General features: G+C 67.4%; 20 protein-coding genes. 11 read left to right on the plus strand and 9 right to left on the minus strand.

From position 1 onward, the window contains the following. Positions 1-5: 5 nt before the first annotated feature. Positions 6-314 (minus strand): hypothetical protein, encoded by a 309-nt coding sequence (locus tag C6Y53_RS14385; protein WP_106473054.1) that lies wholly within the window; start codon positions 312-314, stop codon positions 6-8. A gap of 373 nt (positions 315-687) precedes the next feature. Here C6Y53_RS14385 and lepA point away from each other — a divergent pair, with 373 nt between their 5' ends. Further along, entirely contained in the window at positions 688-2487 is a 1800-nt protein-coding gene (lepA, locus tag C6Y53_RS14390) for a translation elongation factor 4 (RefSeq protein ID WP_106473055.1), read from the plus strand. Between the two features lie 75 nt (positions 2488-2562). Here the strand turns inward: lepA and C6Y53_RS14395 are convergent, their stop codons facing one another. Further along, entirely contained in the window at positions 2563-3321 is a 759-nt protein-coding gene (locus C6Y53_RS14395) for an alpha/beta fold hydrolase (protein ID WP_106473056.1), read from the minus strand. Between the two features lie 77 nt (positions 3322-3398). Between C6Y53_RS14395 and C6Y53_RS14400 the strand changes: the two genes are divergently transcribed. Continuing rightward, entirely contained in the window at positions 3399-3767 is a 369-nt protein-coding gene (locus C6Y53_RS14400) for a hypothetical protein (RefSeq protein ID WP_106473057.1), read from the plus strand. A gap of 85 nt (positions 3768-3852) precedes the next feature. Here C6Y53_RS14400 and glyA read toward each other — a convergent pair whose 3' ends face one another. Further along, positions 3853-5148 carry a serine hydroxymethyltransferase gene (gene glyA, locus C6Y53_RS14405; RefSeq protein ID WP_106473058.1) on the minus strand — a complete coding sequence of 432 codons (1296 nt, stop codon included), beginning with the start codon at positions 5146-5148 and terminating at the stop codon, positions 3853-3855. Positions 5149-5326: 178 nt separating this feature from the next. Between glyA and C6Y53_RS14410 the strand changes: the two genes are divergently transcribed. Beyond that, positions 5327-6088: an NAD kinase gene (locus C6Y53_RS14410; protein WP_106473059.1), complete on the plus strand. Its 762-nt coding sequence runs from the start codon at positions 5327-5329 to the stop codon at positions 6086-6088. 238 nt (positions 6089-6326) lie between these two features. On the opposite strand, the gene C6Y53_RS14415 is transcribed toward C6Y53_RS14410, so the two are convergent. The 3 genes from C6Y53_RS14415 to C6Y53_RS14425 form a co-directional block, all read right to left on the minus strand. Next, entirely contained in the window at positions 6327-7757 is a 1431-nt protein-coding gene (locus C6Y53_RS14415; protein ID WP_106473060.1) for an amidase, read from the minus strand. A gap of 60 nt (positions 7758-7817) precedes the next feature. Further along, the gene (prpE, locus tag C6Y53_RS14420) at positions 7818-9707 is read right to left on the minus strand and encodes a propionate-CoA ligase PrpE (RefSeq protein WP_106473061.1); all 1890 of its coding nucleotides are present in this window, start codon (positions 9705-9707) and stop codon (positions 7818-7820) included. A 220-nt stretch (positions 9708-9927) separates the two neighbouring features. Then, on the minus strand, positions 9928-12201 hold the full coding sequence (locus tag C6Y53_RS14425; RefSeq protein ID WP_106473062.1) for an NADP-dependent malic enzyme: 2274 nt from the start codon (positions 12199-12201) through the stop codon (positions 9928-9930). A 187-nt stretch (positions 12202-12388) separates the two neighbouring features. On the opposite strand from C6Y53_RS14425, the gene C6Y53_RS14430 reads away from it, so the two are divergent. From C6Y53_RS14430 to C6Y53_RS14450, 5 genes are all read left to right on the plus strand, one after another. Next, on the plus strand, positions 12389-12778 hold the full coding sequence (locus C6Y53_RS14430; protein WP_106473063.1) for a cytidine deaminase: 390 nt from the start codon (positions 12389-12391) through the stop codon (positions 12776-12778). A 4-nt stretch (positions 12779-12782) separates the two neighbouring features. After that, on the plus strand, positions 12783-14102 hold the full coding sequence (locus C6Y53_RS14435) for a thymidine phosphorylase (protein WP_106473064.1): 1320 nt from the start codon (positions 12783-12785) through the stop codon (positions 14100-14102). Beyond that, entirely contained in the window at positions 14099-15310 is a 1212-nt protein-coding gene (locus C6Y53_RS14440; protein WP_106473065.1) for a phosphopentomutase, read from the plus strand. The genes C6Y53_RS14435 and C6Y53_RS14440 overlap by 4 nt, the downstream gene beginning before the upstream one ends. Before the next feature lie 78 nt (positions 15311-15388). Next, positions 15389-16021: a uracil phosphoribosyltransferase gene (upp, locus tag C6Y53_RS14445; protein ID WP_106473066.1), complete on the plus strand. Its 633-nt coding sequence runs from the start codon at positions 15389-15391 to the stop codon at positions 16019-16021. A gap of 175 nt (positions 16022-16196) precedes the next feature. Continuing rightward, entirely contained in the window at positions 16197-16805 is a 609-nt protein-coding gene (locus C6Y53_RS14450; protein ID WP_106473067.1) for a DUF6778 family protein, read from the plus strand. A gap of 50 nt (positions 16806-16855) precedes the next feature. On the opposite strand, the gene C6Y53_RS14455 is transcribed toward C6Y53_RS14450, so the two are convergent. After that, the gene (locus C6Y53_RS14455; RefSeq protein WP_106473068.1) at positions 16856-17848 is read right to left on the minus strand and encodes a hypothetical protein; all 993 of its coding nucleotides are present in this window, start codon (positions 17846-17848) and stop codon (positions 16856-16858) included. Between the two features lie 85 nt (positions 17849-17933). Next, positions 17934-19559, minus strand: a complete 1626-nt coding sequence (locus C6Y53_RS14460) for an AMP-binding protein (RefSeq protein ID WP_106473069.1) — start codon at positions 19557-19559, stop codon at positions 17934-17936. A gap of 75 nt (positions 19560-19634) precedes the next feature. On the opposite strand from C6Y53_RS14460, the gene C6Y53_RS14465 reads away from it, so the two are divergent. Both C6Y53_RS14465 and C6Y53_RS14470 read left to right on the plus strand, forming a co-directional pair. Beyond that, positions 19635-20534: a DMT family transporter gene (locus tag C6Y53_RS14465; RefSeq protein WP_106473070.1), complete on the plus strand. Its 900-nt coding sequence runs from the start codon at positions 19635-19637 to the stop codon at positions 20532-20534. Between the two features lie 14 nt (positions 20535-20548). After that, a complete protein-coding gene (locus tag C6Y53_RS14470; protein ID WP_106473071.1) occupies positions 20549-21193 on the plus strand; it encodes a sulfotransferase family 2 domain-containing protein in 645 nt (214 codons plus the stop codon). On the opposite strand, the gene C6Y53_RS14475 is transcribed toward C6Y53_RS14470, so the two are convergent. Continuing rightward, positions 21181-21813: a TetR/AcrR family transcriptional regulator gene (locus tag C6Y53_RS14475; protein ID WP_106473072.1), complete on the minus strand. Its 633-nt coding sequence runs from the start codon at positions 21811-21813 to the stop codon at positions 21181-21183. The two genes, C6Y53_RS14470 and C6Y53_RS14475, sit on opposite strands and share 13 nt — an antisense overlap. A gap of 71 nt (positions 21814-21884) precedes the next feature. On the opposite strand from C6Y53_RS14475, the gene C6Y53_RS14480 reads away from it, so the two are divergent. Continuing rightward, positions 21885-23456 carry a trimethylamine methyltransferase family protein gene (locus C6Y53_RS14480; RefSeq protein WP_106473073.1) on the plus strand — a complete coding sequence of 524 codons (1572 nt, stop codon included), beginning with the start codon at positions 21885-21887 and terminating at the stop codon, positions 23454-23456. The last annotated feature ends 19 nt before the right edge of the window (positions 23457-23475 follow it).

Raw genomic sequence — 23475 nt, forward strand, 5'->3', positions numbered from 1 at the left:
GTTGCCTAGCGGCAGGTCTGGGCCGCCTGCCGGCCAAACGCCTTGTAGCGTTTCCACAGGACCTCGTCGCTGCGCTTGTCCGACTGGCGCACCTCCTGCGCCATGTGCGGATCGGCAAAGAACTTGGAGGCCTTGCGCTGTTCCGACCGGCTCAGATGCTTGTTGGCGACGCTCTGGATGCAACTGCACATCTGCCGGGTGGCTGCCGCCCGGTCCGACGCCCGGCAGGCCCGTTCGATCACGCCGGCCTGTGCCACGCCCGCCAGCATCATCAGCCCGCCTGCGCAGACTGCACCCAAAATCCTCTTGTCCATGATCTGCCTGCTCCTCTTGCCTCGTGCCGCCGGTTTTCCGGCTCTACCCATTCCGGCCCTCTTGCGGGGCCATGCCGTTCCGGCCTGATGCGCATCATGCCGCAAACGGGGTTAAGGATCAATTGCCGCGTGTGATGCGGCCTGACGGTCGCGCAAGCCCGCGTAGGGTGGGGTTTCACCCCACCGCCCGTCTGTCGGCCGGTCCCGTGGTCGCAGGGGACGCCGGGGCCGCGCGGGACGGCGCGTGCGGCCCCTTGCCGGCGATGCCAATCCGCGATGACGGCAGCCGCGCCGATCGAGGGATCGCGAGACGCAATCCTGCCCGCTTCATTCTCCTTGACCAGCCACGGTTTCACACCCATATCCCGCTACCATGACCGACCTCGCTCACATCCGCAATTTCTCCATCGTCGCCCATATCGACCACGGGAAATCCACGCTCGCCGACCGGCTGATCCAGGAAACCGGGACCGTCAAGGACCGGGACATGAAGGAACAGCTGCTCGACGCGATGGATATCGAGCGCGAACGCGGCATCACCATCAAGGCCAACACCGTGCGCATCGACTATCGCGCCGATGACGGGCAGGATTATGTCCTCAACCTGATCGACACGCCGGGCCATGTCGATTTCGCCTATGAGGTCAGCCGCTCGATGCGCGCGGTCGAGGGATCGCTGCTGGTGGTCGACAGCACCCAGGGGGTCGAGGCGCAGACGCTGGCCAATGTCTACCAGGCGATCGACGCCGACCATGAAATCGTGCCGGTGCTGAACAAGATCGACCTGCCCGCCTCCGATTGCGACCGCGTGGCCGAACAGATCGAGGACGTGATCGGCATCGATGCCTCCGGCGCCATCCAGGTCAGCGCCAAGACCGGGCAGGGCATCCACGAGACGCTCGAGGCCATCGTCACCCAGCTGCCCGCGCCAGCGGGCGACCGTGACGCGCCGCTCAAGGCGATGCTGGTCGACAGCTGGTATGACGCCTATCTGGGCGTGATCGTGCTGGTGCGGGTCATGGACGGCGTCCTGAAGAAAGGCGACCGCGTGCGCATGATGTCGAACGGGTCGCTGCACCATGTGGACCGGATCGGCGTGTTCCGCCCGCAGATGGAAACCATCGGCGAACTGGGGCCGGGCGAGATCGGGTTTCTCACCGCGTCGATCAAGCAGGTGCGCGACACCTCGGTCGGCGACACCATCACCCACGAGAAGAAGGGCGCGACCGAGCCGCTGCCCGGGTTCCACCCCTCGGTGCCGGTGGTGTTCTGCGGGCTGTTCCCGGTCGATTCGGCCGAATTCGAGGATCTGCGCGACGCGATCGAGAAACTGGCGCTGAACGACGCCTCCTTCAGCTACGAGATGGAGACCTCGGCGGCGCTGGGCTTCGGTTTCCGCTGCGGGTTCCTCGGGCTGCTGCATCTCGAGGTCATCCGCGACCGGATCGAACGCGAATACGGGATCGACCTGATCACCACCGCGCCCAGCGTGATCTATCACATCTACATGCGCGACGGGACCATGCGCGAGCTGCACAACCCCGCCGACATGCCCGACCTGACCCATGTGGACCACCTCGAGGAACCCCGGATCAGGGCGACGATCCTGGTGCCCGACGACTATCTGGGCGACGTGCTGAAACTCTGCCAGGACCGCCGCGGCATCCAGGAGACCCTGACCTATGCCGGGTCGCGGGCGATGGTGGTCTATGACCTGCCGCTGAACGAGGTGGTGTTCGATTTCTACGACCGGCTGAAATCGGTGACCAAGGGCTATGCCAGTTTCGACTACCAGCTGACTGGCTACCGCGCCGACAATCTGGTCAAGATGCAAATCCTCGTGAATGACGAACCGGTCGATGCGCTGTCGGTCATGGTGCATCGCGACCGCGCCGAAATGCGCGGCCGGGCGATGGTGGAAAAGCTCAAGGACCTGATCCCGCGCCACATGTTCAAGATCCCGATCCAGGCCGCCATCGGCGGCAAGGTGATCGCCCGCGAAACCCTGTCGGCCCTGCGCAAGGACGTGACCGCCAAATGTTATGGCGGCGACGCGACGCGCAAACGCAAACTGCTGGAGAAGCAGAAGGCCGGCAAGAAGAAGATGCGCCAGTTCGGCAAGGTCGACATCCCGCAGGAGGCGTTCATCTCGGCGCTGAAGATGGACAGCTAGGGGGCTGACCCCGGTCGTGCCGCGTGGGGTTCTCCTCTGTATCCATGGCCTGCACGCTGGCCCGGCATTGCCATCTCACCGGTTCAGGTAAGCCCGCACCGTCGCCTCGAATTCCCGTGGCTTGTCCGCATGCAGCCAGTGTCCGGCGCCGGGGATCCTGGCAAAGCCGGCGCGGGGGAAATGCGTCTTGATCGCGGGGCGGTGGTCGCGGCGGATGTAATCCGAATCGGCCCCGGACAGGAACAGCGCCGGGCCGTCCCAGCTGGCCGTGATCTGCGGAAATCCCATGATCCTCGGCATCTCCGCCTCGAGCACGTCGAGATTGAGCAGCCAGCGCCTTTCCTTCAGGTCGAGCGACTGGGTAAAGAAGCTCTGCAGGGCTTTCTCGACCCCTTGCGCGGCCAGTTGCGTTTCGGCCTCTGACCGGCGGGTGACCTGCGACAGGTCCACCGCCCGCATCGCGTGGATATAGGGCAGTTGCGAATGGGTGTAGGCGACCGGGGCGATATCGGCCACCACCAGCTTGCGCAGTTTCGCGCCGTGGCGCAGCGCCAGCATCATCGCCGCCTTGCCGCCCATCGAGTGGCCCAGAACATCCGCCTGCCCGCCGAACCGGTCGATCACCTCGGCCAGGTCGTCGGCCATGTCTTCGTAGCCGTGGCTGGAAAACCGGGGGCTGGCGCCGTGGTTGCGCATGTCGGCGGCGATCACCTGGCGCTCGTCCGACAGGCGTTTCGCGATCACGCCCCAGTTGCGGGCCGATCCGTAGAGCCCGTGGGCGATCAGCAGCGGCGGGGTGTCGGTCGGGGTTCCGTGGGTGATGACGTTCAGCATGGGCACCGGGATACCCGCCCCGGCGGGGCGGCGCCAGCCCCGTTGAGGCCGCCCGCGCGACCGGCTAGGATCGGCCCATGACCGAGAACCTGCCCGCCGAAATCGACCGGATCGCCCTGCTGTTCAGGGACAAGCTGGGCCTGCGCGGCGGCGATATCGGCCGCGTGGTTCGCCGCGCGCGCTACCGGGTGCCACGGCGGATCCGCCGCAAGGCCGAGCGCCTGGCCACGGCGGCCCCGATCCTCGCCCATCCGCGCCTGCGGATGACGCTGGATCACGCCGCACTGGCGCGGGCGGCCACGGATGTGGGCGCGTATCTCGACGGCGTCGATCCGGCCGACCGCCGCAAGGGCTGGTGGCTGGGGATGCTGGGGGCGCTGGCCTTCAACCTGCTGCTGTTTGGCGCGCTGCTGGTCGTGTTCCTGCGCTGGAAGGGGCTGCTCTGACACGAAAAAGGCGCGCGGGCTCCGCGCGCCTGATGTGGTTTCCGGCCAGTTTCCGGCCAGTTTCCGGGCCGTTTCCGGGCAGTGCTCAGAGGCCGGGATAGATCGGGAAGCGGGCGCAGAGATCAGCCACCTCGGCCTTCACCCTGGCCTCGACCTCGCCATTGCCGTCCTCGCCATTGGCGGCCAGCCCGTCGACCACCTCGATGATCCAGTCCGCGATCTGGCGGAACTCGGTTTCGCCGAAGCCGCGGGTGGTGCCGGCGGGACTGCCCAGACGAATGCCGCTGGTCACGGTCGGCTTTTCGGGGTCGAACGGCACCCCGTTCTTGTTGCAGGTGATATGCGCCCGGCCCAGCGCGGTCTCGGTGGCGTTGCCCTTGACCCCCTTGGGGCGCAGGTCCACCAGCACCACATGGGTGTCGGTGCCGTGGGTCACGGTGTCCAGCCCGCCCTTGATCAACTGGTCGGACAGCGCCTGCGCGTTGGTGACGACCTGCCGGATATAGGTCTTGAATTCCGGTTGCAGCGCCTCGCCGAATGCGACGGCCTTGGCGGCGATCACATGCATCAGCGGGCCGCCCTGGATGCCGGGGAAGATGGCCGAGTTCACCTTCTTGGCGATGGATTCGTCATTGGTCAGGATCATGCCGCCGCGCGGGCCGCGCAGGGTCTTGTGGGTGGTGGTGGTGGCCACATGGGCATGCGGGAAGGGCGAGGGATGTTCGCCCGCCGCCACCAGCCCGGCGAAATGGGCCATGTCCACATGCAGCCAGGCCCCCACCTTGTCGGCAATCTCGCGCATCCGGGCGAAATCGATCTGGCGCGGGATCGCCGAGCCACCGGCGATGATGATCCGGGGCCGGTGTTCCATGGCCAGTGCCTCGACCTGGTCATAGTCCAGCATGTTGTCCTGCTTGCGCACGCCGTATTGCACCGCGTTGAACCATTTGCCCGACTGGTTCGGCCGCGCGCCATGGGTCAGGTGGCCGCCGGCATCGAGGCTCATGCCCAGGATGGTGTCGCCGGGCTGGATCAGCGCCTGGAACACCCCCTGGTTGGCCTGGCTGCCGGAATTCGGCTGCACATTGGCGAAATCGCAGCCGAACAGTTGCCGGGCGCGGTCGATGGCGAGGTTCTCGGCAATGTCCACGAACTGGCAGCCGCCATAATAGCGCCGGCCCGGATAGCCTTCGGCATATTTGTTGGTCATTACCGAGCCCTGGGCTTCCATCACCGCAGCTGACACGATGTTTTCCGAAGCGATCAGCTCGATCTCGTCGCGCTGCCGGCCCAGTTCGGCCTGGATCGCGTCAAAGATCTCCGGGTCGCTCTGGGCGAGGGTGTCGGTGAAGAAACCGGTGTCGCGCTGGGGTGCGTTCATCTCTGGGGAACTCCGCATGGATGTTATGGCCGAAGGAATGGCGGATTTCGTATCGGAAACCCCGGCGCGGGAAAAGCCCGTAACACGACACATCGGCCGGATACGGCGGCAAGGCTGGTCATGGCGGGAAAGGTATGTTTCTTTCGGAACCGATTGCGCAGCACCGGAAACCTGCCCCATGTATTCCCGAATCGCATTCCTGGCCAGCGATGCGCCGGTCGCGCAGACCGCGCGGGCCACGTTCGTGAACCGCCACGGCGATGTGCCGCCAGAGCAGGCCGAGGTGATCGTGGCGCTGGGCGGTGACGGGTTCATGCTGCGCACGCTGCACGCGACGCAGCATCTGGACGTGCCGGTCTATGGCATGAACCGGGGCACGATCGGGTTCTTGATGAACGCCTACGCGGAATCCGACCTGCCCGAGCGGCTGGGGCAGGCCGAACAGGAGGTGATCAACCCGCTGGCGATGACCGTGATGGACCAGGCGGGCCGGATCCACGAGGCGCTAGCGATCAACGAGGTGTCGCTGCTGCGCGCGGGGCCACAGGCGGCGCGGCTCAGGATCACCGTCGACGGACGGTTGCGGCTGGACGAACTGGTTTGCGACGGGGCGCTGGTGGCGACCCCGGCGGGGTCCACCGCCTACAACTATTCCGCGCACGGGCCGATCCTGCCGATCGGCGCCGATGTGCTGGCGCTGACCGCGATCGCCGCCTTCCGCCCCCGGCGCTGGCGCGGGGCGCTGCTGCCCAAGACGGCGCAGGTGCGGTTCGACGTGATGGAGGCGGACAAGCGCCCGGTGATGGCCGATGCCGATTCCATCTCGATCCCCGATATCAACTGGGTCGAGATTCGCTCGGAACCGGCCATCAAGCACCGGATCCTGTTCGATCCCGGGCATGGGCTCGAGGAAAGGCTTATTTCCGAACAGTTTACCTGACCGGATCGCGGGGCGGGGGCGGCGTGCCCACGCCGAAAAAGTTCGGATTCTATACGTTCTCGTTACGCAGTGTAATCAGGATCACATACGGGCTGCATCAGGTCAGGCATAACCGTGCCAGTAACCAGTGTTTGGTCCGTGAGTGTGATTGCAGTTCGTTGTTTGAAGTTTGATATTTCCAGAACGAAACAGGGCGCGGGGGCCACCCGCGCCCATTTTTCTTGTCTCGTGCCCGGTTTCAGCCCATCCGCGCCCACAGCGCGTCGCACATCCGGCCCAGCCGTTGTTCGACGGCGGCGCAGGCATCGACCACCAGGTCCTCGCGCCAGCGCCGGCCCACGATTTGCACGCTGATCGGCTGCGGCCCGGCCGAGAGTTCGGACAGGCGCGCGGGCACGCAACCCGCCGGCAACCCCACGAAGTTCATCGCGTAGGACCAGATCGCGCTGCCCAGCACCTCGCGCACGCCCTCGGCGCCCTGCACGTCACGGTCGGGCGCAAAGAAGGGTTGTGGCAGGAACGGACACAGCACCAGCGGATAGCGATCCAGGAACAGCGACCATTCCCGCGCATAGTGGCTGCGCCGGGCCATCATGCGCAACAGGTCGGTGCCTTCGAACGGGGTAAACTGGTCGAAATACTCGTCGAAGATGGCGTTGATCGTGGCCGAGCCATTGGCCCGGATGTCCGGCCCCATCAGCGCTTTCACCTCGCCCATGAGCGCGCGATAGCCGTCGCTGCCGGTTTCGGGCATGGCGGGGGGGTCGATTTCCTCGACGGTATATCCGGCATCGCGCAGGGCATCGCGCGCCGCGTCCAGCGCCAGCGCCACCTCGGGGTGGAGGTCGAAACCAAAGGTGTCGCGCGTGAAACCGACGCGAATCGGCCCGTCCGATGCCTCGCCGCGCCAGGGCAGGGGAACATGGAACGGATCGCGCGGGTCGGGCGCGATCATCGTCGGCATCGACAGGTGCAGGTCCTCGGCGCAGCGGGTCAGCAGCCCCTGCACCGACATCGCCTGGGCCAGCATGCCGCGTTCGGCCGTCTGCGACGGGTTCCACGCCGCGATCCGGCCCAGGCCGGGTTTGACCGTGACCGCGCCGTTGGCGGCGGCGGGAAACCGCAGCGAGCCGCCGATGTCGTTGCCGTGCGCCAGCGCGCCGATGCCCGCCATCACCGCCGCGCCCGCGCCGCCCGACGACCCGCCGGCCGAGACATGATCGCCCCAGGGGTTGTGCGTGCGCCCGAACAGCGGGTTGTCGGTATCGGCGCGAAACGAGAATTCCGGCGTGTTGGTGCGCCCGATCACCACCGCACCCGCATCCTGCAGGTTCTTCACCAGCGGGGCGTCATCCGGCGCAATCAGATCCTTCAGCGCCACCACCCCGTTCGAGGTCGCATGGCCCTTCTGGTCGACGTTGATCTTGATCGTGACCGGTACGCCGTGCAGCGGGCCGGGGGCGGCCCCGCCGGCCCGCGCCGCGTCCAGTGCGCGGGCGCGTTCCAGCGCCTCGGCATCGAGCGGATCGACCACCGCGTTCAGCGCCGGGTTGGCCGCCGCCATCCGGTCCAGGGCCGCGCGGGTGACGGCCTCGGCGGTGACATCGCCCGCGCGGGTTGCAGTTGCGGTTTCGGTGGCGGTCAGCCGCCAGAGTTCGGTGTTGCCCATGATGGTCCTCCCGCGCAGCAACCTATCGCCGCGCGGGGCGGGTGCAAGGGCCGTTCCGCGTCAGGCCGCGTATCCGATCCGTTGCAGGGCGGCGCGAATTTCGTCCAGGATCGCCGGGTCGTCGATGGTCGCCGGCATCCTGAATTCCTTGCCGTCGGCGATCGACACCATGGTGCCGCGCAGGATCTTGCCGGACCGGGTCTTGGGCAGCCGGTCGACCACCAGCGCCAGCTTGAAGGCGGCGACCGGGCCGATGCGGTCGCGCACCAGCCTGACCACCTCGGCGACGACATCGTCCTGGGCGCGGTCGCTGCCCGCGTTCAGGCAGAGGAAGCCGACGGGCAGCTGGCCCTTGAGATCGTCGCTGACCCCGATCACGGCGCATTCGGCGACATCGGGATGGGCGGCGAGAACCTCCTCCATCGCGCCGGTCGACAGCCGGTGCCCGGCGACGTTGATCACGTCGTCGGTCCGCGCCATCACATAGAGATAGCCGTCCTCGTCCATCATCCCCGCATCGCCGGTCTCGTAATAGCCGGGAAAGGTGGTCAGGTAGGATTTGCGGAACCGGTCGCCGGCATTCCACAGCGTCGGCAGGGTGCCCGGCGGCAGCGGCAGTTTCACCGCGATCGCGCCCAGCTGGCCCGGCGCGACCTCGTGGCCGCCCTCGTCGAGAATGCGGATGTCATAGCCGGGCATCGCGACCGACGGGCTGCCGATCTTGACCGGCAGCTTTTCGATCCCCATCGGGTTGGCGGCGATGGAATAGCCGGTTTCGGTCTGCCACCAGTGGTCGATCACCGGCACGTTCAGCACCTTCTGCGCCCATTCGATCGTGTCCGGGTCGGCGCGTTCCCCGGCCAGGAACAGCGTGCGCAGCCCGGACAGGTCGTATTTGCTGGCCAGCGCGCCGGTGGGGTCCTCGCGTTTGACCGCGCGGATCGCGGTGGGCGCGGTGAAGAAGCCGCTGACCCCATGTTCCGCGATCACCCGCCAGAAGGTGCCCGCATCGGGGGTGCCGACCGGTTTGCCCTCGAAGACGATGGTGGTGTTGCCGTGAATGAGCGGGGCATAGCAGATATAGGAATGCCCTACGACCCAGCCGACATCGGACGCGGCCCAGAACACCTCGCCGGGGTTCATGTCGTAGATGTTCTTCATCGTCCAGTTCAGGGCGACGAGATGCCCGGCGGTGGGGCGCACCACGCCCTTGGGCGCGCCGGTGGTGCCCGAGGTGTAGAGGATATAGGCCGGGTGGTTGCCCTCGACCGGGACGCATTCCGCCGGCTCGACCCCGAACTGGAACCCGTACCAGTTCACGTCCCGGCCCTCTTCGAGCTGGGCGACCTCCTGTTCGCGCTGGAAGATGACGCAGAACTCGGGCTTGTGTTCGGCCATGTCAATGGCCCCGTCCAGCAGCGGCTTGTAATGCACCACGCGGCCCGGCTCCAGCCCGCAGGAGGCGGCGATGATCGCCTTGGGCCGGCAGTCGTCGATGCGCACGGCCAGTTCGTTGCTGGCAAAACCGCCAAAGACCACCGAATGGATCGCGCCGATCCGCGCGCAGGCCAGCATCGCCTCGAGCGCCTCGGGGATCATCGGCATGTAGATGATGACCCGGTCGCCCTTCTCGATGCCCTTGGCGCGCAGCGCACCGGCCAGCGACGCAACGCGGTTCCGCAGCTCGACATAGGAGATCTCGCGCCGGGAATGGGTGATCGGGCTGTCGTGAATGATGGCGGTCTGTTCGCCGCGCCCGGCCTCGACATGGCGATCGACCGCGTTCCAGCAGGTGTTCACCCGGGCGTCGCTATACCATTCATAGAGCGGCGCGTTGTCGTCGAACAGCGCCTTGCTGGGGGGCGTGACCCAGTCGATCGCCTCGGCCGCCTGCATCCAGTAGGCTTCGGGGTCGCGCTTCCAGCTTTCGTAAACGTCCCTGTAGGCCATGCCGCTTTCCTCCTGTCTCCACTCGGATCAGGGGTTAAGAACATCAGGGCCGTCGGGCAAGCCTGTTGCCTGCCGCCGCGTCAGATTGGCGCAAAATATTTGCAGGGTTTGCGGTAACGGGGTTGCAAAATTTTGCAAACCGCCGGTTTGCGCAAATTTCACCCCCGCCCGCCGCGTGCGGTTGCAAAGCTGCGAAGTTTTTGCCGCGAAGCGGCGCCGCCTATCCGTATTGCGTCACCGGGGTGCCCGCGATGGCCGACATGTTCAGCAATCCGCGTGCCGTGATCGCGGGCGACACGATATGCGCGCGGTTGCCCATGCCCATCAGGATCGGTCCGACCTCCAGCCCGCCGGCGCGCATCTTGAGGATGTTGCGCACCCCTCCGGCGGCATCGGCATGGGCAAAGACCAGCACGTTGGCCTCGCCCTCCATCCGGCTGCCCGGAAAGATCCGGGCCCGCAGTTCCGGGTCGAGCGCGGTATCCAGGTTCATTTCGCCCTCATAGCAGAAATCGCGCGGCTCGCTGTCGAGGATCTCCAGCGCGGCGCGCATCCGCTTGCCCGAGCCTTCGGCCTGGTTGCCGAACTGGGATTGCGAACAGAAGGCGATCTTCGGCTCCAGCCCGAACCGCCGCACATGGCGGGCGGCGCCGATGGCGATCTCGGCCAGGTGTTCGGGCTGCGGCAGCTGGTGGACATGGGTGTCGGCGATGAACAGCGGCCCGTCCTCGAGGATCATCAGCGACAGTGCCCCGTGCGGGCGCAGCTGGTCGGTGCCGAGGATCTGGGTGATATAGTTCAGGTGCCAGCGGTATTCGCCGAAGGTGCCGCAGATCAGCGAATCGGCCTCGCCGCGATAGACCGCGACCGCGCCGATCGCGGTGGAGTTCGTGCGCATGATCGCCTTGGCCAGGTCGGGCGTGACCCCGCGCCGTTCCATCAGCTGGTGATAAGTGTTCCAGTAATCGTAATAGCGCGGGTCGTTCTCGGGGTTCACGATCTCGAAATCGCGGCCCGGCCGCACGGTCAGCCCGTGGCGTTCGCAACGCGCCTCGATCACCTCGGGGCGGCCGATCAGGATCGGGGTTTCCGTGGTTTCCTCCAGCACCGCCTGCGCCGCGCGCAATACGCGTTCGTCCTCGCCCTCGGAAAAGACGATGCGCCGGCTGGCCGCGCCCGCGGCCTCGAAGACGGGGCGCATCAGCAGCGCGGATTTGAACACGGTCTGGTTCAGCCGGGCATGATAGGCGTCCAGATCGTCGATCGGCCGGGTCGCCACGCCGCTTTCCATCGCGGCGCGGGCAACCGAGGTCGAGACCACGCCGACCAGCCGCGGGTCGAACGGTTTCGGGATCAGGTAGTCGGCGCCAAAGGTGAGCTGTTCGCCGCGATAGGCGGCGGCGGCTTCGGCGCTGGTGGTGGCGCGGGCCAGCTCCGCGATGCCGTCGATGCAGGCCAGCTGCATCGCGTCGTTGATCTCGGTCGCGCCCACGTCCAGCGCGCCGCGGAAGATGAACGGAAAGCACAGGACGTTGTTGACCTGGTTGGGAAAGTCGCTGCGCCCGGTGGCGATGATCGCGTCGGGGGCCACCTCGCGGGCGGCATCGGGCAGGATTTCGGGGTTGGGGTTGGCCAGCGCGAAGATGATCGGCCGGTCCGCCATCTTTGCGACCATGGCGGGTTTCAGCACGTTGGGGCCGGACAGGCCGAGGAACAGGTCCGCGCCGTCGATCACCTCGTCGAGCGTGCGCAGGTCGGTCCGTTGCGCATATTCCGCCTTCTGCGGGTTCATGTCGATGTCGCGGCCTTCGTGAACGAGCCCGTGAATGTCGCACAGCCAGACATTTTCGCGCCGCACCCCCAGTTTCAGCAGCATGTTCAGGCAGGCGATGCCGGCCGCGCCGCCGCCGGTCGAGACGATCTTGATGTCCTCGAAGGACTTGCCCGCCACATGCAGCGCGTTCTTGGCCGCCGCGCCGACGACGATGGCGGTGCCATGCTGGTCGTCGTGAAACACCGGGATGTTCATCCGTTCGCGGCAGAGTTTCTCGACGATGAAGCAGTCGGGCGCCTTGATGTCCTCGAGGTTGATCGCGCCGAAGGACGGCTCCAGCGCGCAGACGATTTCAGCCAGTTTTTCGGGGTCCTTTTCGTCTACTTCGATATCGAAACAGTCGATGCCCGCGAATTTCTTGAACAGGACCGCCTTGCCTTCCATCACCGGTTTCGAGGCCAGCGCCCCGATATTGCCGAGCCCCAGCACCGCCGTCCCGTTCGTCACCACCGCCACCAGGTTGGCCCGCGCCGTATAGCGCGCCGCGTTGGCGGCGTCGTCGCGGATCTCGAGACAGGCCTCGGCCACGCCGGGGGAATAGGCGCGGGACAGATCGCGGCCGTTGGCCATCGGCTTGGTTGCGCGGATCTCGAGTTTCCCGGGTCTTGGATATTCGTGGTAATACAGCGCGGCCTGACGCAGGGACTGGTTGTCGGACATGGCTCGGGTTCCTCCTCGGGAATTTGGTTCAGCATTAAACCATTCCGCGGCGGGGTGGAACGGGGCATCTGTCTCTGCCGTGCCGGGGCCGGTTTGCTTGCATCTCGGACGCACCGGAGCCACTGTCGGCAAGCGGCGGACCGGGGCGAAGCGTCCGGTTCGCAACGCACGCAACGGAGGTGAATGGATGATCCTGCGGGAAACCGCGCTGGCGGTGCGCGAAAACGCCCATGCGCCCTATTCCGGGTTCAAGGTCGGTGCGGCGATCCGCGCGGCCTCGGGCAAGGTCTATGCCGGGTGCAATGTCGAAAACGCCGCCTATCCCGAAGGCACCTGCGCCGAGGCCGGGGCGATCGCCGCGATGGTCGCGTCGGGCGATCGCGAGATAGCCGAGGTCTATGTGGTGGCCGACAGCCACGAACCCGTGCCCTGTTGCGGCGGGTGCCGTCAGAAACTGGCCGAGTTCGGCGGCGCGGCCGTGCCGGTGACGCTGGCCACGGTGGCGGGCGCCGAACAGGTCACCAGCATCGCCGCGCTGTTGCCGGGCGCCTTTGTCAGGGACCACATGGGAGACTAGCGCGATGGATGCCCGCGCGATCATCGCCAGACTGCGCCGCCGGGAGGTGCCGGCCGAGGACGAACTGCGCTGGTTCGCGCAGGGGCTGGCCGATGGCGGGGTCAGCGATGCCCAGGCCGGTGCGTTCGCGATGGCGGTCTGCATGGGCGGGCTGGGGGACGCCGGGCGCGCGGCGCTGACCCTGGCGATGCGCGACAGTGGCGAGGTCCTGCGCTGGGATCTGGACGGGCCGGTGATCGACAAGCATTCAACCGGCGGCGTGGGCGACTGCGTGTCGCTGATCCTGGCGCCGGCCCTGGCCGAATGCGGCGGGTTCGTGCCGATGATCTCGGGGCGGGGCCTGGGCCATACAGGCGGCACGCTGGACAAGCTGGAAGCGATACCGGGCCTGTCCACTTCGGTGGCGGGCGACCGGTTGCGCAGGCTCGTGACCGATCTGGGCTGTGCCATCGTCGGTGCGACGGCCACCATCGCGCCCGCCGACAAACGGCTCTACGCGATCCGCGACGTGACCGCGACGGTCGAGAGCCTCGATCTGATCACCGCCTCGATCCTGTCCAAGAAACTGGCCGCGTCCCCGGATGCGCTGGTGCTGGACGTAAAGACGGGCAGCGGCGCCTTCATGAAGACCGGGGACGAGGCGCGCGCGCTGGCGCAGGCGCTGGTGGGCACGGCCAATGCGGCGGGTTGCCGGACCTCGGCGGTCATCACCGATATGAACCAGCCGCTGGCCGCGTCGCTGGGCAATGCGCTCGAGGTTGCCGAGGTGATGCGGGTGCTGACCGGCGCGGGGGACGGGCCCAGAGGCGGGTCGCTGGTGCGGATATCCGCCGCGCTGGGCGGGGTGCTGCTGGCCGATGCCGGGCTGGCCACCGATGCGCAGGCCGGCGCGGCGCGGATCGCCGGGGTGATCGCCGACGGGCGGGCGGCCGAGCGGTTCGGGCGCATGGTCGCGGCGCAAGGCGGGCCGCTGGCCTTTGTCGACAACTGGCGCCGGTTCCTGCCCGAGGCCACGGTGATCCGCGAAGTGCCCGCGCGCCGGTCCGGGGTCGTCGCCGCCATAGACGGCGAGGCGCTGGGCCTCGCGGTCGTGGGTCTCGGCGGCGGGCGGCAGGTGGAAAGCGATACGGTCGACCCGGCGGTCGGGCTGTCGGGGATCGTGCGGCTGGGGGTGCGGGTCGACAAGGGGCAGCCGCTGGCGGTGATCCATGCCGCCCGCGAAGATGCCGCCGATGCGGCCGCGGCCGGCCTGGGACGGGCGATCACGCTGGCCGATGCGGCCCCCCCGGTGCCGGATCTGATCCACGAAAGGATAGTCCCATGACCCGTGCCTTTCTGGTGGTGATGGATTCGGTGGGCATCGGCGGGGCGCCCGATGCGGGCGAGTTCTTCAACGACGGGATCCCCGATACCGGCGCCAACACGTTGGCGCATATCGCGCAGGCCTGTGCCGATGGCCGGGCCCGTGACGGGCGCAGCGGGCCGTTGGTCCTGCCCAACATGACCCGGCTGGGGCTGGGCGCCGCTGTCCGGCTGGCCTCGGGCGCTGCCGTGCCCGGGCTCGAGGCCGACCCGGACGGGTTCTGGGCCGCCGCCACCGAAACCTCGCCGGGCAAGGATACGCCGTCGGGCCACTGGGAACTGGCCGGGCTGCCGGTGCCGTGGGACTGGCACTATTTCCCCGACACCGAAAACAGCTTTCCCGCCGATCTCGTGCGGTTCGTGGCCGATGCCGCCGGAACGGACGGGATACTGGGCAATTGCCACGCGCCGGGCACCGCGATCATCGAACGGCTGGGGGGGCGGCATATGCGCAGCGGCTGGCCGATCTGCTATACCTCGGCCGACAGCGTGTTCCAGATCGCCGCGCATGAGGATGCCTTCGGGCTGGACCGGTTGCTGGCGCTGTGCGCCGCGATTGCCCCGCGCCTGCACGGGATGCGGGTGGGCCGGGTGATCGCGCGCCCGTTCACCGGCGGCCCGGATGCCGGGTTCACCCGCACCCCCAACCGCCGCGATTTCGCGATCACGCCGCCTGCGCCGGTGCTGACCAACTGGGTGCAGGATGCGGGCCGCGCAGTGCATGGCATCGGCAAGATCGGCGATATCTTTTCGATGCAGGGCATCGACACGTCGGTGAAAGGTCCCGACGCGGTGCTGATGGAACACCTGTTCGAGCGGGTGGACAACGCCGCCGACGGGTCGCTGACCTTTGCCAATTTCGTCGAATTCGACAGTCTCTACGGGCATCGCCGCGACATATCGGGTTACGCCCGCGCGCTGGAATGGTTCGATGCCGAACTGGGCCGGCTGCTGCCGCGTCTGCGCGACGGCGACCTGCTGGTGCTGACCGCGGACCACGGCAACGATCCGTCCTGGACCGGCACCGACCACACCCGCGAACGGGTGCCGGTGCTGATTGCGGGGCAGGGGGCCGGGTCGGCCGGGCTGGTCGGTTTCGCTGATGTGGCGGCCTCGGTCGCCGGCCATCTGGGGGTGCCGGCGCAGGGGCCGGGGCGCAGTTTTCTCTAGCAACCGGCGCCGCGCTGGCTTGCCCTCGTGCCCGCGCTGACCCAATAAGGGGAAGATCCAACCCCGGGGAGTTCCGTCATGTCCGAGCCTTTGACCGTCGTCGATCATCCGCTGGTCCAGCACAAGCTGTCGATCATGCGGGACAAGGGAACCTCCACGGCGAGCTTTCGCCAGCTCCTGCACGAGATCACGCAATTGCTGGCCTACGAAATCACCCGCGAACTGCCGATGACCACGCGCATGATCGACACCCCGATGGAGCCGATGGACGCGCCGGTGCTGGCGGGCAAGAAGCTGGCGCTGGTGTCGATCCTGCGGGCGGGCAACGGGATGCTCGACGGGGTGCTCGACCTGATCCCTTCGGCGCGGGTCGGGTTTGTCGGGCTCTACCGGGACGAAACCACCCTGCAACCGGTCCAGTATTATTTCAAGGTGCCGGAATCGCTCGAGGACCGGCTGGTGATCGCGGTCGACCCGATGCTGGCCACCGGCAATTCATCGGCGGCGGCGGTCGACCTGCTGAAACAGGCGGGCGCCACCAATATCCGGTTCCTGTGCCTGCTGGCCGCGCCCGAAGGCATCGCGCGGATGCAGGAGGCCCACCCGGACGTGCCGATCGTGACCGCGGCGGTGGATCGCGGACTGAACGAGCAGGGCTATATCATGCCGGGGCTGGGCGATGCGGGCGACCGGATGTTCGGCACCCGCTGACAGCGGCCAGCGACGTTTACCACGCGCGCGATTTGACCGCGCGCGGCAGCGCCGGTTCGGGTAGGATACGGCCGGGCTTGGCGTATGGCGGAAATGCGGATAGCCTGCCGCTGCCGCCGGACCGGGCAGTCCCGGGGCGGGTTTCAGTATCAAGGCAATATGAGTGAGAATGGGTATGAAACGCAGAACCTTCCTGACGATGACGGGCATGACCGCCTTGCTGGCTGCCTGCGGACAGTGGAAAGTGGGCTATGACAACGCACCCGATGCGGCGCAGGCCGCGGGCTGGCGGGTGACCTCGGTGCGTGTCACGGTGCCGCAAAGCCTGAGCGTGTCCGAGGAAAACGTCCTCGCGCCAAGGGCCGACATCGTGTGGCAAGGCGAGCCCGCGGGCGACCGGCGCGCGCAGGTGGCGCAGATTGTCGAAACGGGTGCCCGGCGCGGGGCGGCGGGGCTGAAAGGCGGCCGTCCGGTGCGGCTCGATATCACCATGTTGCGGTTCCATGCCCTCACCCAGCGGGCGCGCGAAAAGCTGTCCAGTTCGGGTGTGCATTCGATCGACATGACGGTGCGGGTGATCGATGTCGCGACCGGCCAGGTGCTGGCCGAAGAACCGCGGCTCGAAGCCGACCTGCCGGCACTGTCCGGCAAACAGGCCATCGCGGCCGATCAGCAGGGCCAGACCCAGAAGGTGCGGATCACCAACCATATCGCCGTGGTGATCGCCAGTTGGCTGGGCACAGGGCCGGATGCGCGGGGCAGTTTCTCGCGGATCGGGGTCTGACCGGAACATCGCGGAATTCCGCCGGATATCAGCCGGTTATCAGCCAGCGATCAATCGGCGCAGATCCCCTGCAGCCGCACCCAGTCGGCATCGGTGAGCACCGGCGCCAGGTCCGGTTCGTCCGCCGTGGCGTCGCTGGCCGGCAATCCGACGGCCATGGCATAGGGCGCAAAGGGGATGTCATTGCGCGCCAGGGCCGCGTGCAGGGTCTCGTCCGGGACCGGCGCGCGCGGTGCGACCAGAACATGTTCCGCATGGCGGTCCAGCGCGTTGCGGGACAGCTGGCCGGTTGTCAGCAACCGGAACGATGCCGCGATGCCGCCGGTTACCAGCACCTCCTCGAGCGGGTCGTGGGCCTGGCCGCGCAGCTTCGCGAGCTCGATGAACCCCGCCGCCACCGCCGGGTCCTGCCATTTCTCGAACAGCGACCGGCTCATCACGATGATGCCGCCCGGCAGTTCCAGCGCATCGTCCAGCCCCGAGGGCAGCACCACCAGACGCGCCACCTCCATCCGCCGCGCCAGCCGGGCCAGCGCGGGCGCGGAATAGGTGCTGGTGCAGGGGCGCCCGGCGACGCGGGTGATCCGGTCCAGCAGCGCCTCGCCGACATCGAGCCGGTAGCTGGCCGGCACCATCGCGGTCGTGTGCTGCCGCAGCGCACCCGGCAACCACAGGACGAGGCCCGCGATCACGGCGGCCAGAACCAGCAGCACGATCACCACCCGCAGCCGCCCCGGTTGCGGGCGGGCGCGGTCGATGGCGCGGCGCAGCCGTTCGATGGCGTCGATCATCTCGGACTGGTCCGCGTTCAGTTCCAGCGTTTCGTCCGGATCGCCCGAGGGGCAGTAGATCGCCGGCATCTCGCCGGGATTGAGCCGGTCGATTGCGGCCAGCGACCAGTGGGTGAGCGGGCGGTCGTTGAAATCGGTGAAGGTCAGCGTGGCCTCGCCGACCGACACGATCACCTCGCGGCGCTGGTCATCCGGCGCGGGCCGCCACAGTCCGGCCGCTTCGAGCCGCTGGTATTTGCTGAACGCCGTCATCGCGCGGAGACTGCCGGGCCTCATTGGTTTTGCCCGACCCTAGCACGCGGGACCGGGGCGGCAAACCTCTTAGCGGCCCGGCCGGTCAAGCCTCTGCCGCGCGCTGGCGCAGCTCGAATTTCTGGATCTTGCCGGTCGATGTCTTGGGCAGGTCTCCGAACACCACCCGTTTGGGGGTCTTGAACCCGGCCAGCGTCTTGCGGGCAAAGGCGATCAGGTCGGCCTCGTCGGCGGTGGCGTCGGGTTTCAGTTCGACAAAGGCGCAGGGCACCTCGCCCCATTTCTCGTCCGGCTTGGCCACCACGGCGGCCAGCAGCACGTCGGGATGATCCATCAGCACGCCCTCGACCTCGACCGAGCTGATGTTCTCGCCGCCCGAGATGATCACGTCCTTGGCCCGGTCGCGGATCTGCATGTAGCCGTCGGCATGTTGCACCGCGATGTCGCCGGAGTGGAAATAGCCGCCCGCGAACGCCTCTTCGGTGGCCTGCGGGTTCTTGTAATAGCCTTTCATCACGCCGTTGCCGCGCATGACGATTTCGCCTTCGGCGCGGCCGTCCATCGGCACCTGTGCCATCGACGAATCGACCACGGTGATATGCTCCATGAACGGCATGGCCACCCCCTGGCGGGCCTTGATCGCGGCGCGGGCATCGCCCTGCAGGTGATCCAGATGCGGCCCCCAGGTGCATTCGGTGGCCGGCCCGTAGACCTCGGTCAGCCCGTAGACCTGGGTGACATGGAACCCCATCGGTTCGATCCGGGCCAGCGTCGTGGGCGCGGGCGGCGCGCCGGCGGTGAATACCTCGACCGTGTGGTCAAAGCTGCGCCGTTCCGCCTCGGGCGCGTTGACCAGCATGTTCAGCACGATCGGCGCGCCGCCGAAATGGGTCGCGCCCTCGTCGGCGATGGCGTCGAAGATCGCCGGGGCGGTGATGTCGCGGCAGCAGATGATGGTGCCGCCGACCATCGGCATCATCCAGGTGTGGCACCAGCCGTTGCAGTGGAACAGCGGCACGATGGTCAGGTAGCGCGGGCGCAGCACCATGCCCCAGCTGATCACCTGGCCCATCGCGTTCAGGTAGGCGCCGCGGTGGTGATAGACGACGCCCTTGGGCCGCCCGGTCGTGCCCGAGGTATAGTTCAGCGCGAGGCTTTCCCATTCGTCCGCGGGCATGATCCATTCGAAATCGTGGCGGGCATTGCCCAGCATCTGTTCATAGGTGGTATGCCGTCCGCTGGCGGGATGGCCGGCCTGGTCGTCGGGCACCTCGATCAGCAGCGGCGGCTCGCCCTCCATCGCCGCGCAGGCCTGTTCCGCGAGCTCGATGAACTGGCTGTCCACCAGCGCCACCTTCGCGCCGCCGTGGTCGAAGATATAGGCCACGGTGCCCAGGTCGAGCCGGGTGTTGATCGCGTTCAGGACGGCACCGCAGGCGGGCACTCCGAAATGGGCCTCGGCATGGGCGGGAAGGTTGGGCAGGATCGTCGCGACCACGTCGCCCGGCTTCACGCCCATCGACGCCAGCGCCGAGGCCAGCCGGGTGCAGCGGTCGTAATATTCGGCATAGGTCTTGCGATGGGTGCCATAGACAACGGCCATTTCACCGGCGAACACATGGGCCGCGCGCCGCAGACCCGAAAGCGGCGTGAGCGGCACATGATTTGCCGACCGCTTGTCCAGCCCGGTTTCCTCCGCCATCCATCCCATAGGTTTGTCCCCTTTTCCCAACGCGATGTCGTTTCCGGGTCAGATATTGCGCCGAACGCGCGGCAATGAAAAGCGATGACGACACGGTTTGAAACCAGTCCCGCGCGGGCCGCCGCGATGATGGTCCTCGCCATGGCGATCATCGGCGCCATCGACAATGTCATCGCGCCAATGTCGGCGCATATCGGGCTGTGGCAGTTCCATTTCATCCGGTCGCTCATCGCGCTGCCGCTGGTCGGGCTGATGGCACTGGCCGGGCTGGGGGCGCTGCGACCCCGGCGCTGGGGTGCCGTGACCCTGCGCAGCGTGCTGGTGTCCACCGCGATGATGTTCTATTTCGGGGCGCTGGCCTTCATGCCGATCGCGCAGGCGCTGGCGGGGCTGTTCACGTCGCCGATCTTCGTGTTGCTGATCACCGCGACCCTGCTGCGCGGGCGGATCGGGCGCTGGCGGGTGCTGGCGGTGGCGGCGGGGTTCACCGGCACGGTGCTGGTGCTGCAGCCGGACCCGCGGGCCTTTGACGCGGCCACCCTGATCCCGGTCGCGGGCGGTTTCTTCTACGCGCTGGGCGCCATCGTCACCCGCCGCCACTGTGCCGGAGAGGGGGCGCCGGCATTGCTGGCGGGCAACCTGTTCGCCCTCGGACTGGCAGGGGCGGTCGGGGCGCTGGTGCTGGCGGTGTTGCCGCAACCCGGCGCGCAGGATTTCGTCACCCGCGGCTGGATCTGGCCGATCCGCCCGGCCATGCCCCATATCCTGTTGCAGGCGGTGGGCTCGGTGATCGCGGTGTTCCTGATCATCCGTGCCTACCAGACGGGTGAACCGTCGCGGGTGGCCGTGTTCGAATATGCGGTGATGATTTTCGGGCCGCTCTTTGCCTGGCTGCTGCTGGGCCAGCCGCTGGGGCCGTGGCAGGCCGTCGGCGTCCTGCTGATCGCGACGGCGGGCGCGATCATTGCGATCCGGTCGGAATGAGGTAGCCTGCGGCCATGATCCTGAGTACCGGGCGGCGCTACGTCTTTGTCCACATCCCCAAGACCGGCGGCACCGCGCTGGCGCTGGCGCTCGAGGCGCGGGCGATGAAGGATGACATCATGCTGGGCGACACCCCCAAGGCGCGGCGCCGCCGCAACCGGGTGAAAGGCATGAAGACGCGGGGGCGGCTGTGGAAACACTCGACCCTGGCGGATATCGACGGGCTGGTTCCCGCTGCGGTGCTGGACGGGCTGTTCGCCTTCACGCTGGTGCGCAATCCCTGGGACCGGATGGTCAGCTATTACCACTGGTTGCGCGCGCAGGAATTCGGCCACGCGGCGGTGACGCTGTCGAAAGAGCTGGAGTTCGCGGATTTCGTCGCCCACCCGCTGACCCGCCGCAGCTTTGCGCGGTCGCCCGCGTCCTGGTACATGCGCCGCGCCGACGGGCGCGAACACTGCTCGGCCTATATCCGGATCGAGCATTTCGAACAGGATGCCGCGCCGCTGGTCGAGCATCTGGGATTCCCGCTGCATCTGCCGCGCGTCAACCGGTCGGACCGTGCGCAGGATTATCGCGACTATTTCAGCAACGAGACCGCCGCGATGGTCGCGGAGACTTTCGCCGAGGATATCGCCCGGTTCGGCTATGCGTTCTGATCGCCATGCCCGTGCCGGGCGTAGAACCGCCTGAGCGCCGCGGCGGTCGGCTTGCGGCCGGTGAACACCTCGACATAGGCGGGCATCCGTGAAAACCGTTCGTCCCGGTCCTCTTCGAGTTGCATCGAAAAGTAACCGATCTGCGTATAGATCATGGTGAGGGCGCGGATCTCGGCCTCGGTCGGGTCATAGCCGAACCGCAGGAACATCGACTGCATCGCCGCCTTGCGGAGATCGTCGGCCCGGTCCAGCCGCCGCTGCAGCGCCGGGTCGTTGCGGGCCCAGTTGCGAATCGCCAGGTCGAGCCGGGAATCGAACAGCGCATCGTCCAGCCAGCAATCGAACAGGTTGAACACCGCCTCGCAGATGCTTTCGGCATAGGCGTCGCAGCGCGCGACGAGGTTGCCGGTATTCTTGTCCTCCCAGCGCCGGACCATCGCTTCGAGCAGCGCGTCGCGGTCCTTGAAATGCCAATAGAATCCGGTGCGTGTCAGCCCCAGCCGCTTGGCCAGCGGCATGATCTTGACCGCCTCGACACCCGAGACGGTCAGCACCTCGTGGGCGGCCTTCAGCCAGTCTTCCTCGGTGGCGCGCGGGCGGCGGATGGGGTCGTCCTTCATGGCGCAAGGATGAAAAAACTTGACATGAGTGTCAACTGGCAGAACATGACTGTCAGTCGGGAGGAGCGGCGATGGCAGCAAGCGAGGTGGCGCCGGCAACGCGCAGATCGCGGCGGCGCGGGCGGGGCGAAGGTCGCAACGGCGCGCCCGGACAGAACCCGCATCTGGAAACGCCCTTCATCACCCGGCGCATCCCGCCATATGACATCCTGGATGACGACGGCCTGGCGCGGATCGAGGCGGCGGCGGACCGGATTCTGGCCGAGATCGGGGTCGAGTTCCGCGACGATCCCGAAACGGTCGGCCTGTTCCGGGGCGCGGGCGGGCAGGTGCGCGAGATCGGCCGCGACCGCTGGAACATCCGCTTCGAACCGGGGCTGGTCCGCGGGCTGCTGAAAACCGCGCCCGCCCGGTTCACGCAGCACGCACGCAACCCGGCCCGTTCGGTCGAGATCGGCGGCGATGCAACGGTTCTGGCCCCGTCCTACGGGTCGCCCTTCGTGATGGATCTCGACCGGGGGCGGCGATACGGCACCATCGCCGATTTCGAGAATTTCGTGAAACTGGCGCAGTCCTCGCCGTGGCTGCACCATTCCGGCGGCACCATCTGCGAACCCACCGACATCGCGGTGAACAAGCGGCACCTGGACATGGTCTATGCCCATATCCGCTATTCCGACCGGCCGTTCCTGGGCTCGATCACCGCGCCCGAGCGGGCCGGGGACAGCATCGAGATGTGCCGGATCCTGTTCGGGGCGGATTTCGTCGATCGCAACTGTGTCATCATGGGCAATTTCAACACCACCTCGCCGCTGGTTCTGGACGGGATCACGACCCGCGGCATCCGCGCCTATGCCGGGGCGGGGCAGGGGTCGATCCACCTGCCGTTCCTGCTGGGCGGAGCGGTGGCGCCGCTGACCATGGCGGGCGCGGCGGCGCAGAACCTGGCTGAAAGCATGGTTTCCTGCGCGCTGACCCAGCTGGTGCGGCCCGGCGCGCCGGCGATACTGGCCAGCTTTCTCAGTTCGATGTCGCTGCGGTCGGGCTCGCCCACCTTCGGCACCCCGGAACCGGCGCTGGGCTCGCTGGTGATGGGCCAACTGGCGCGGCGGCTGAACATGCCGCTGCGGTGCGCCGGGAGTTTCTGCACCTCCAAGCTGCCGGATGCGCAGGCGATGCAGCAATCGATGATGTCGATGATGTCGGCGGTGCAGTCCGGGGCCAACTACATCCTGCATTCGGCGGGGTTCCTCGACGGGCTGCTGTCCATGTCCTACGAGAAATTCATGCTGGATGCCGACCTCTGCGGGGCGATTCATGCCTATCTCGCCGGGGTGCAGGTGACCGAGGATACGCTGGGGGTCGAGGCGCTGGCCGAAAACGGCCCCGGCGAACACCTGTTTTCATCCGCGCATACGCTGCGCCATTACAAGACCGCCTATTGGGACAGCGCGCTGGACGACAACCAGCCCTGGGAAACCTGGGACGAACAGGGCGGCATCGACGCCGCGACCCGCGCCAATGCGCGGTGGAAGGCGGTGCTGGCCGCCTATGACCCGCCGCCGATCGACATCGCGGTCGACGAGGCGTTGCAGGATTTCATCACCAGCAGGAAGGCGTCGATGGCCGACGCCTGGTATTGAGCGAACGAACGAGGACCGT

It is taken from the genome of Pukyongiella litopenaei, from assembly GCF_003008555.2.
Lineage (GTDB): Bacteria > Pseudomonadota > Alphaproteobacteria > Rhodobacterales > Rhodobacteraceae > Pukyongiella > Pukyongiella litopenaei.

Excerpts from the sequence above, each read along its gene's own strand:
- C6Y53_RS14385 (WP_106473054.1), bottom strand. The coding sequence starts at position 314 with ATGGACAAGAGGATTTTGGGTGCAGTCTGCGCAGGCGGGCTGATGATG.
- C6Y53_RS14395 (WP_106473056.1), bottom strand. The coding sequence starts at position 3,321 with ATGCTGAACGTCATCACCCACGGAACCCCGACCGACACCCCGCCGCTG.
- glyA (WP_106473058.1), bottom strand. The coding sequence starts at position 5,148 with ATGAACGCACCCCAGCGCGACACCGGTTTCTTCACCGACACCCTCGCC.
- C6Y53_RS14440 (WP_106473065.1), top strand. The coding sequence starts at position 14,099 with ATGACCCGTGCCTTTCTGGTGGTGATGGATTCGGTGGGCATCGGCGGG.
- C6Y53_RS14450 (WP_106473067.1), top strand. The coding sequence starts at position 16,197 with ATGAAACGCAGAACCTTCCTGACGATGACGGGCATGACCGCCTTGCTG.
- C6Y53_RS14470 (WP_106473071.1), top strand. The coding sequence starts at position 20,549 with ATGATCCTGAGTACCGGGCGGCGCTACGTCTTTGTCCACATCCCCAAG.
- prpE (WP_106473061.1), bottom strand. The coding sequence starts at position 9,707 with ATGGCCTACAGGGACGTTTACGAAAGCTGGAAGCGCGACCCCGAAGCC.
- C6Y53_RS14400 (WP_106473057.1), top strand. The coding sequence starts at position 3,399 with ATGACCGAGAACCTGCCCGCCGAAATCGACCGGATCGCCCTGCTGTTC.
- C6Y53_RS14430 (WP_106473063.1), top strand. The coding sequence starts at position 12,389 with ATGATCCTGCGGGAAACCGCGCTGGCGGTGCGCGAAAACGCCCATGCG.
- lepA (WP_106473055.1), top strand. The coding sequence starts at position 688 with ATGACCGACCTCGCTCACATCCGCAATTTCTCCATCGTCGCCCATATC.
- C6Y53_RS14465 (WP_106473070.1), top strand. The coding sequence starts at position 19,635 with ATGACGACACGGTTTGAAACCAGTCCCGCGCGGGCCGCCGCGATGATG.
- C6Y53_RS14475 (WP_106473072.1), bottom strand. The coding sequence starts at position 21,813 with ATGAAGGACGACCCCATCCGCCGCCCGCGCGCCACCGAGGAAGACTGG.
- C6Y53_RS14435 (WP_106473064.1), top strand. The coding sequence starts at position 12,783 with ATGGATGCCCGCGCGATCATCGCCAGACTGCGCCGCCGGGAGGTGCCG.
- C6Y53_RS14410 (WP_106473059.1), top strand. The coding sequence starts at position 5,327 with ATGTATTCCCGAATCGCATTCCTGGCCAGCGATGCGCCGGTCGCGCAG.
- C6Y53_RS14460 (WP_106473069.1), bottom strand. The coding sequence starts at position 19,559 with ATGGGATGGATGGCGGAGGAAACCGGGCTGGACAAGCGGTCGGCAAAT.
- C6Y53_RS14455 (WP_106473068.1), bottom strand. The coding sequence starts at position 17,848 with ATGACGGCGTTCAGCAAATACCAGCGGCTCGAAGCGGCCGGACTGTGG.
- C6Y53_RS14480 (WP_106473073.1), top strand. The coding sequence starts at position 21,885 with ATGGCAGCAAGCGAGGTGGCGCCGGCAACGCGCAGATCGCGGCGGCGC.
- upp (WP_106473066.1), top strand. The coding sequence starts at position 15,389 with ATGTCCGAGCCTTTGACCGTCGTCGATCATCCGCTGGTCCAGCACAAG.
- C6Y53_RS14415 (WP_106473060.1), bottom strand. The coding sequence starts at position 7,757 with ATGGGCAACACCGAACTCTGGCGGCTGACCGCCACCGAAACCGCAACT.
- C6Y53_RS14425 (WP_106473062.1), bottom strand. The coding sequence starts at position 12,201 with ATGTCCGACAACCAGTCCCTGCGTCAGGCCGCGCTGTATTACCACGAA.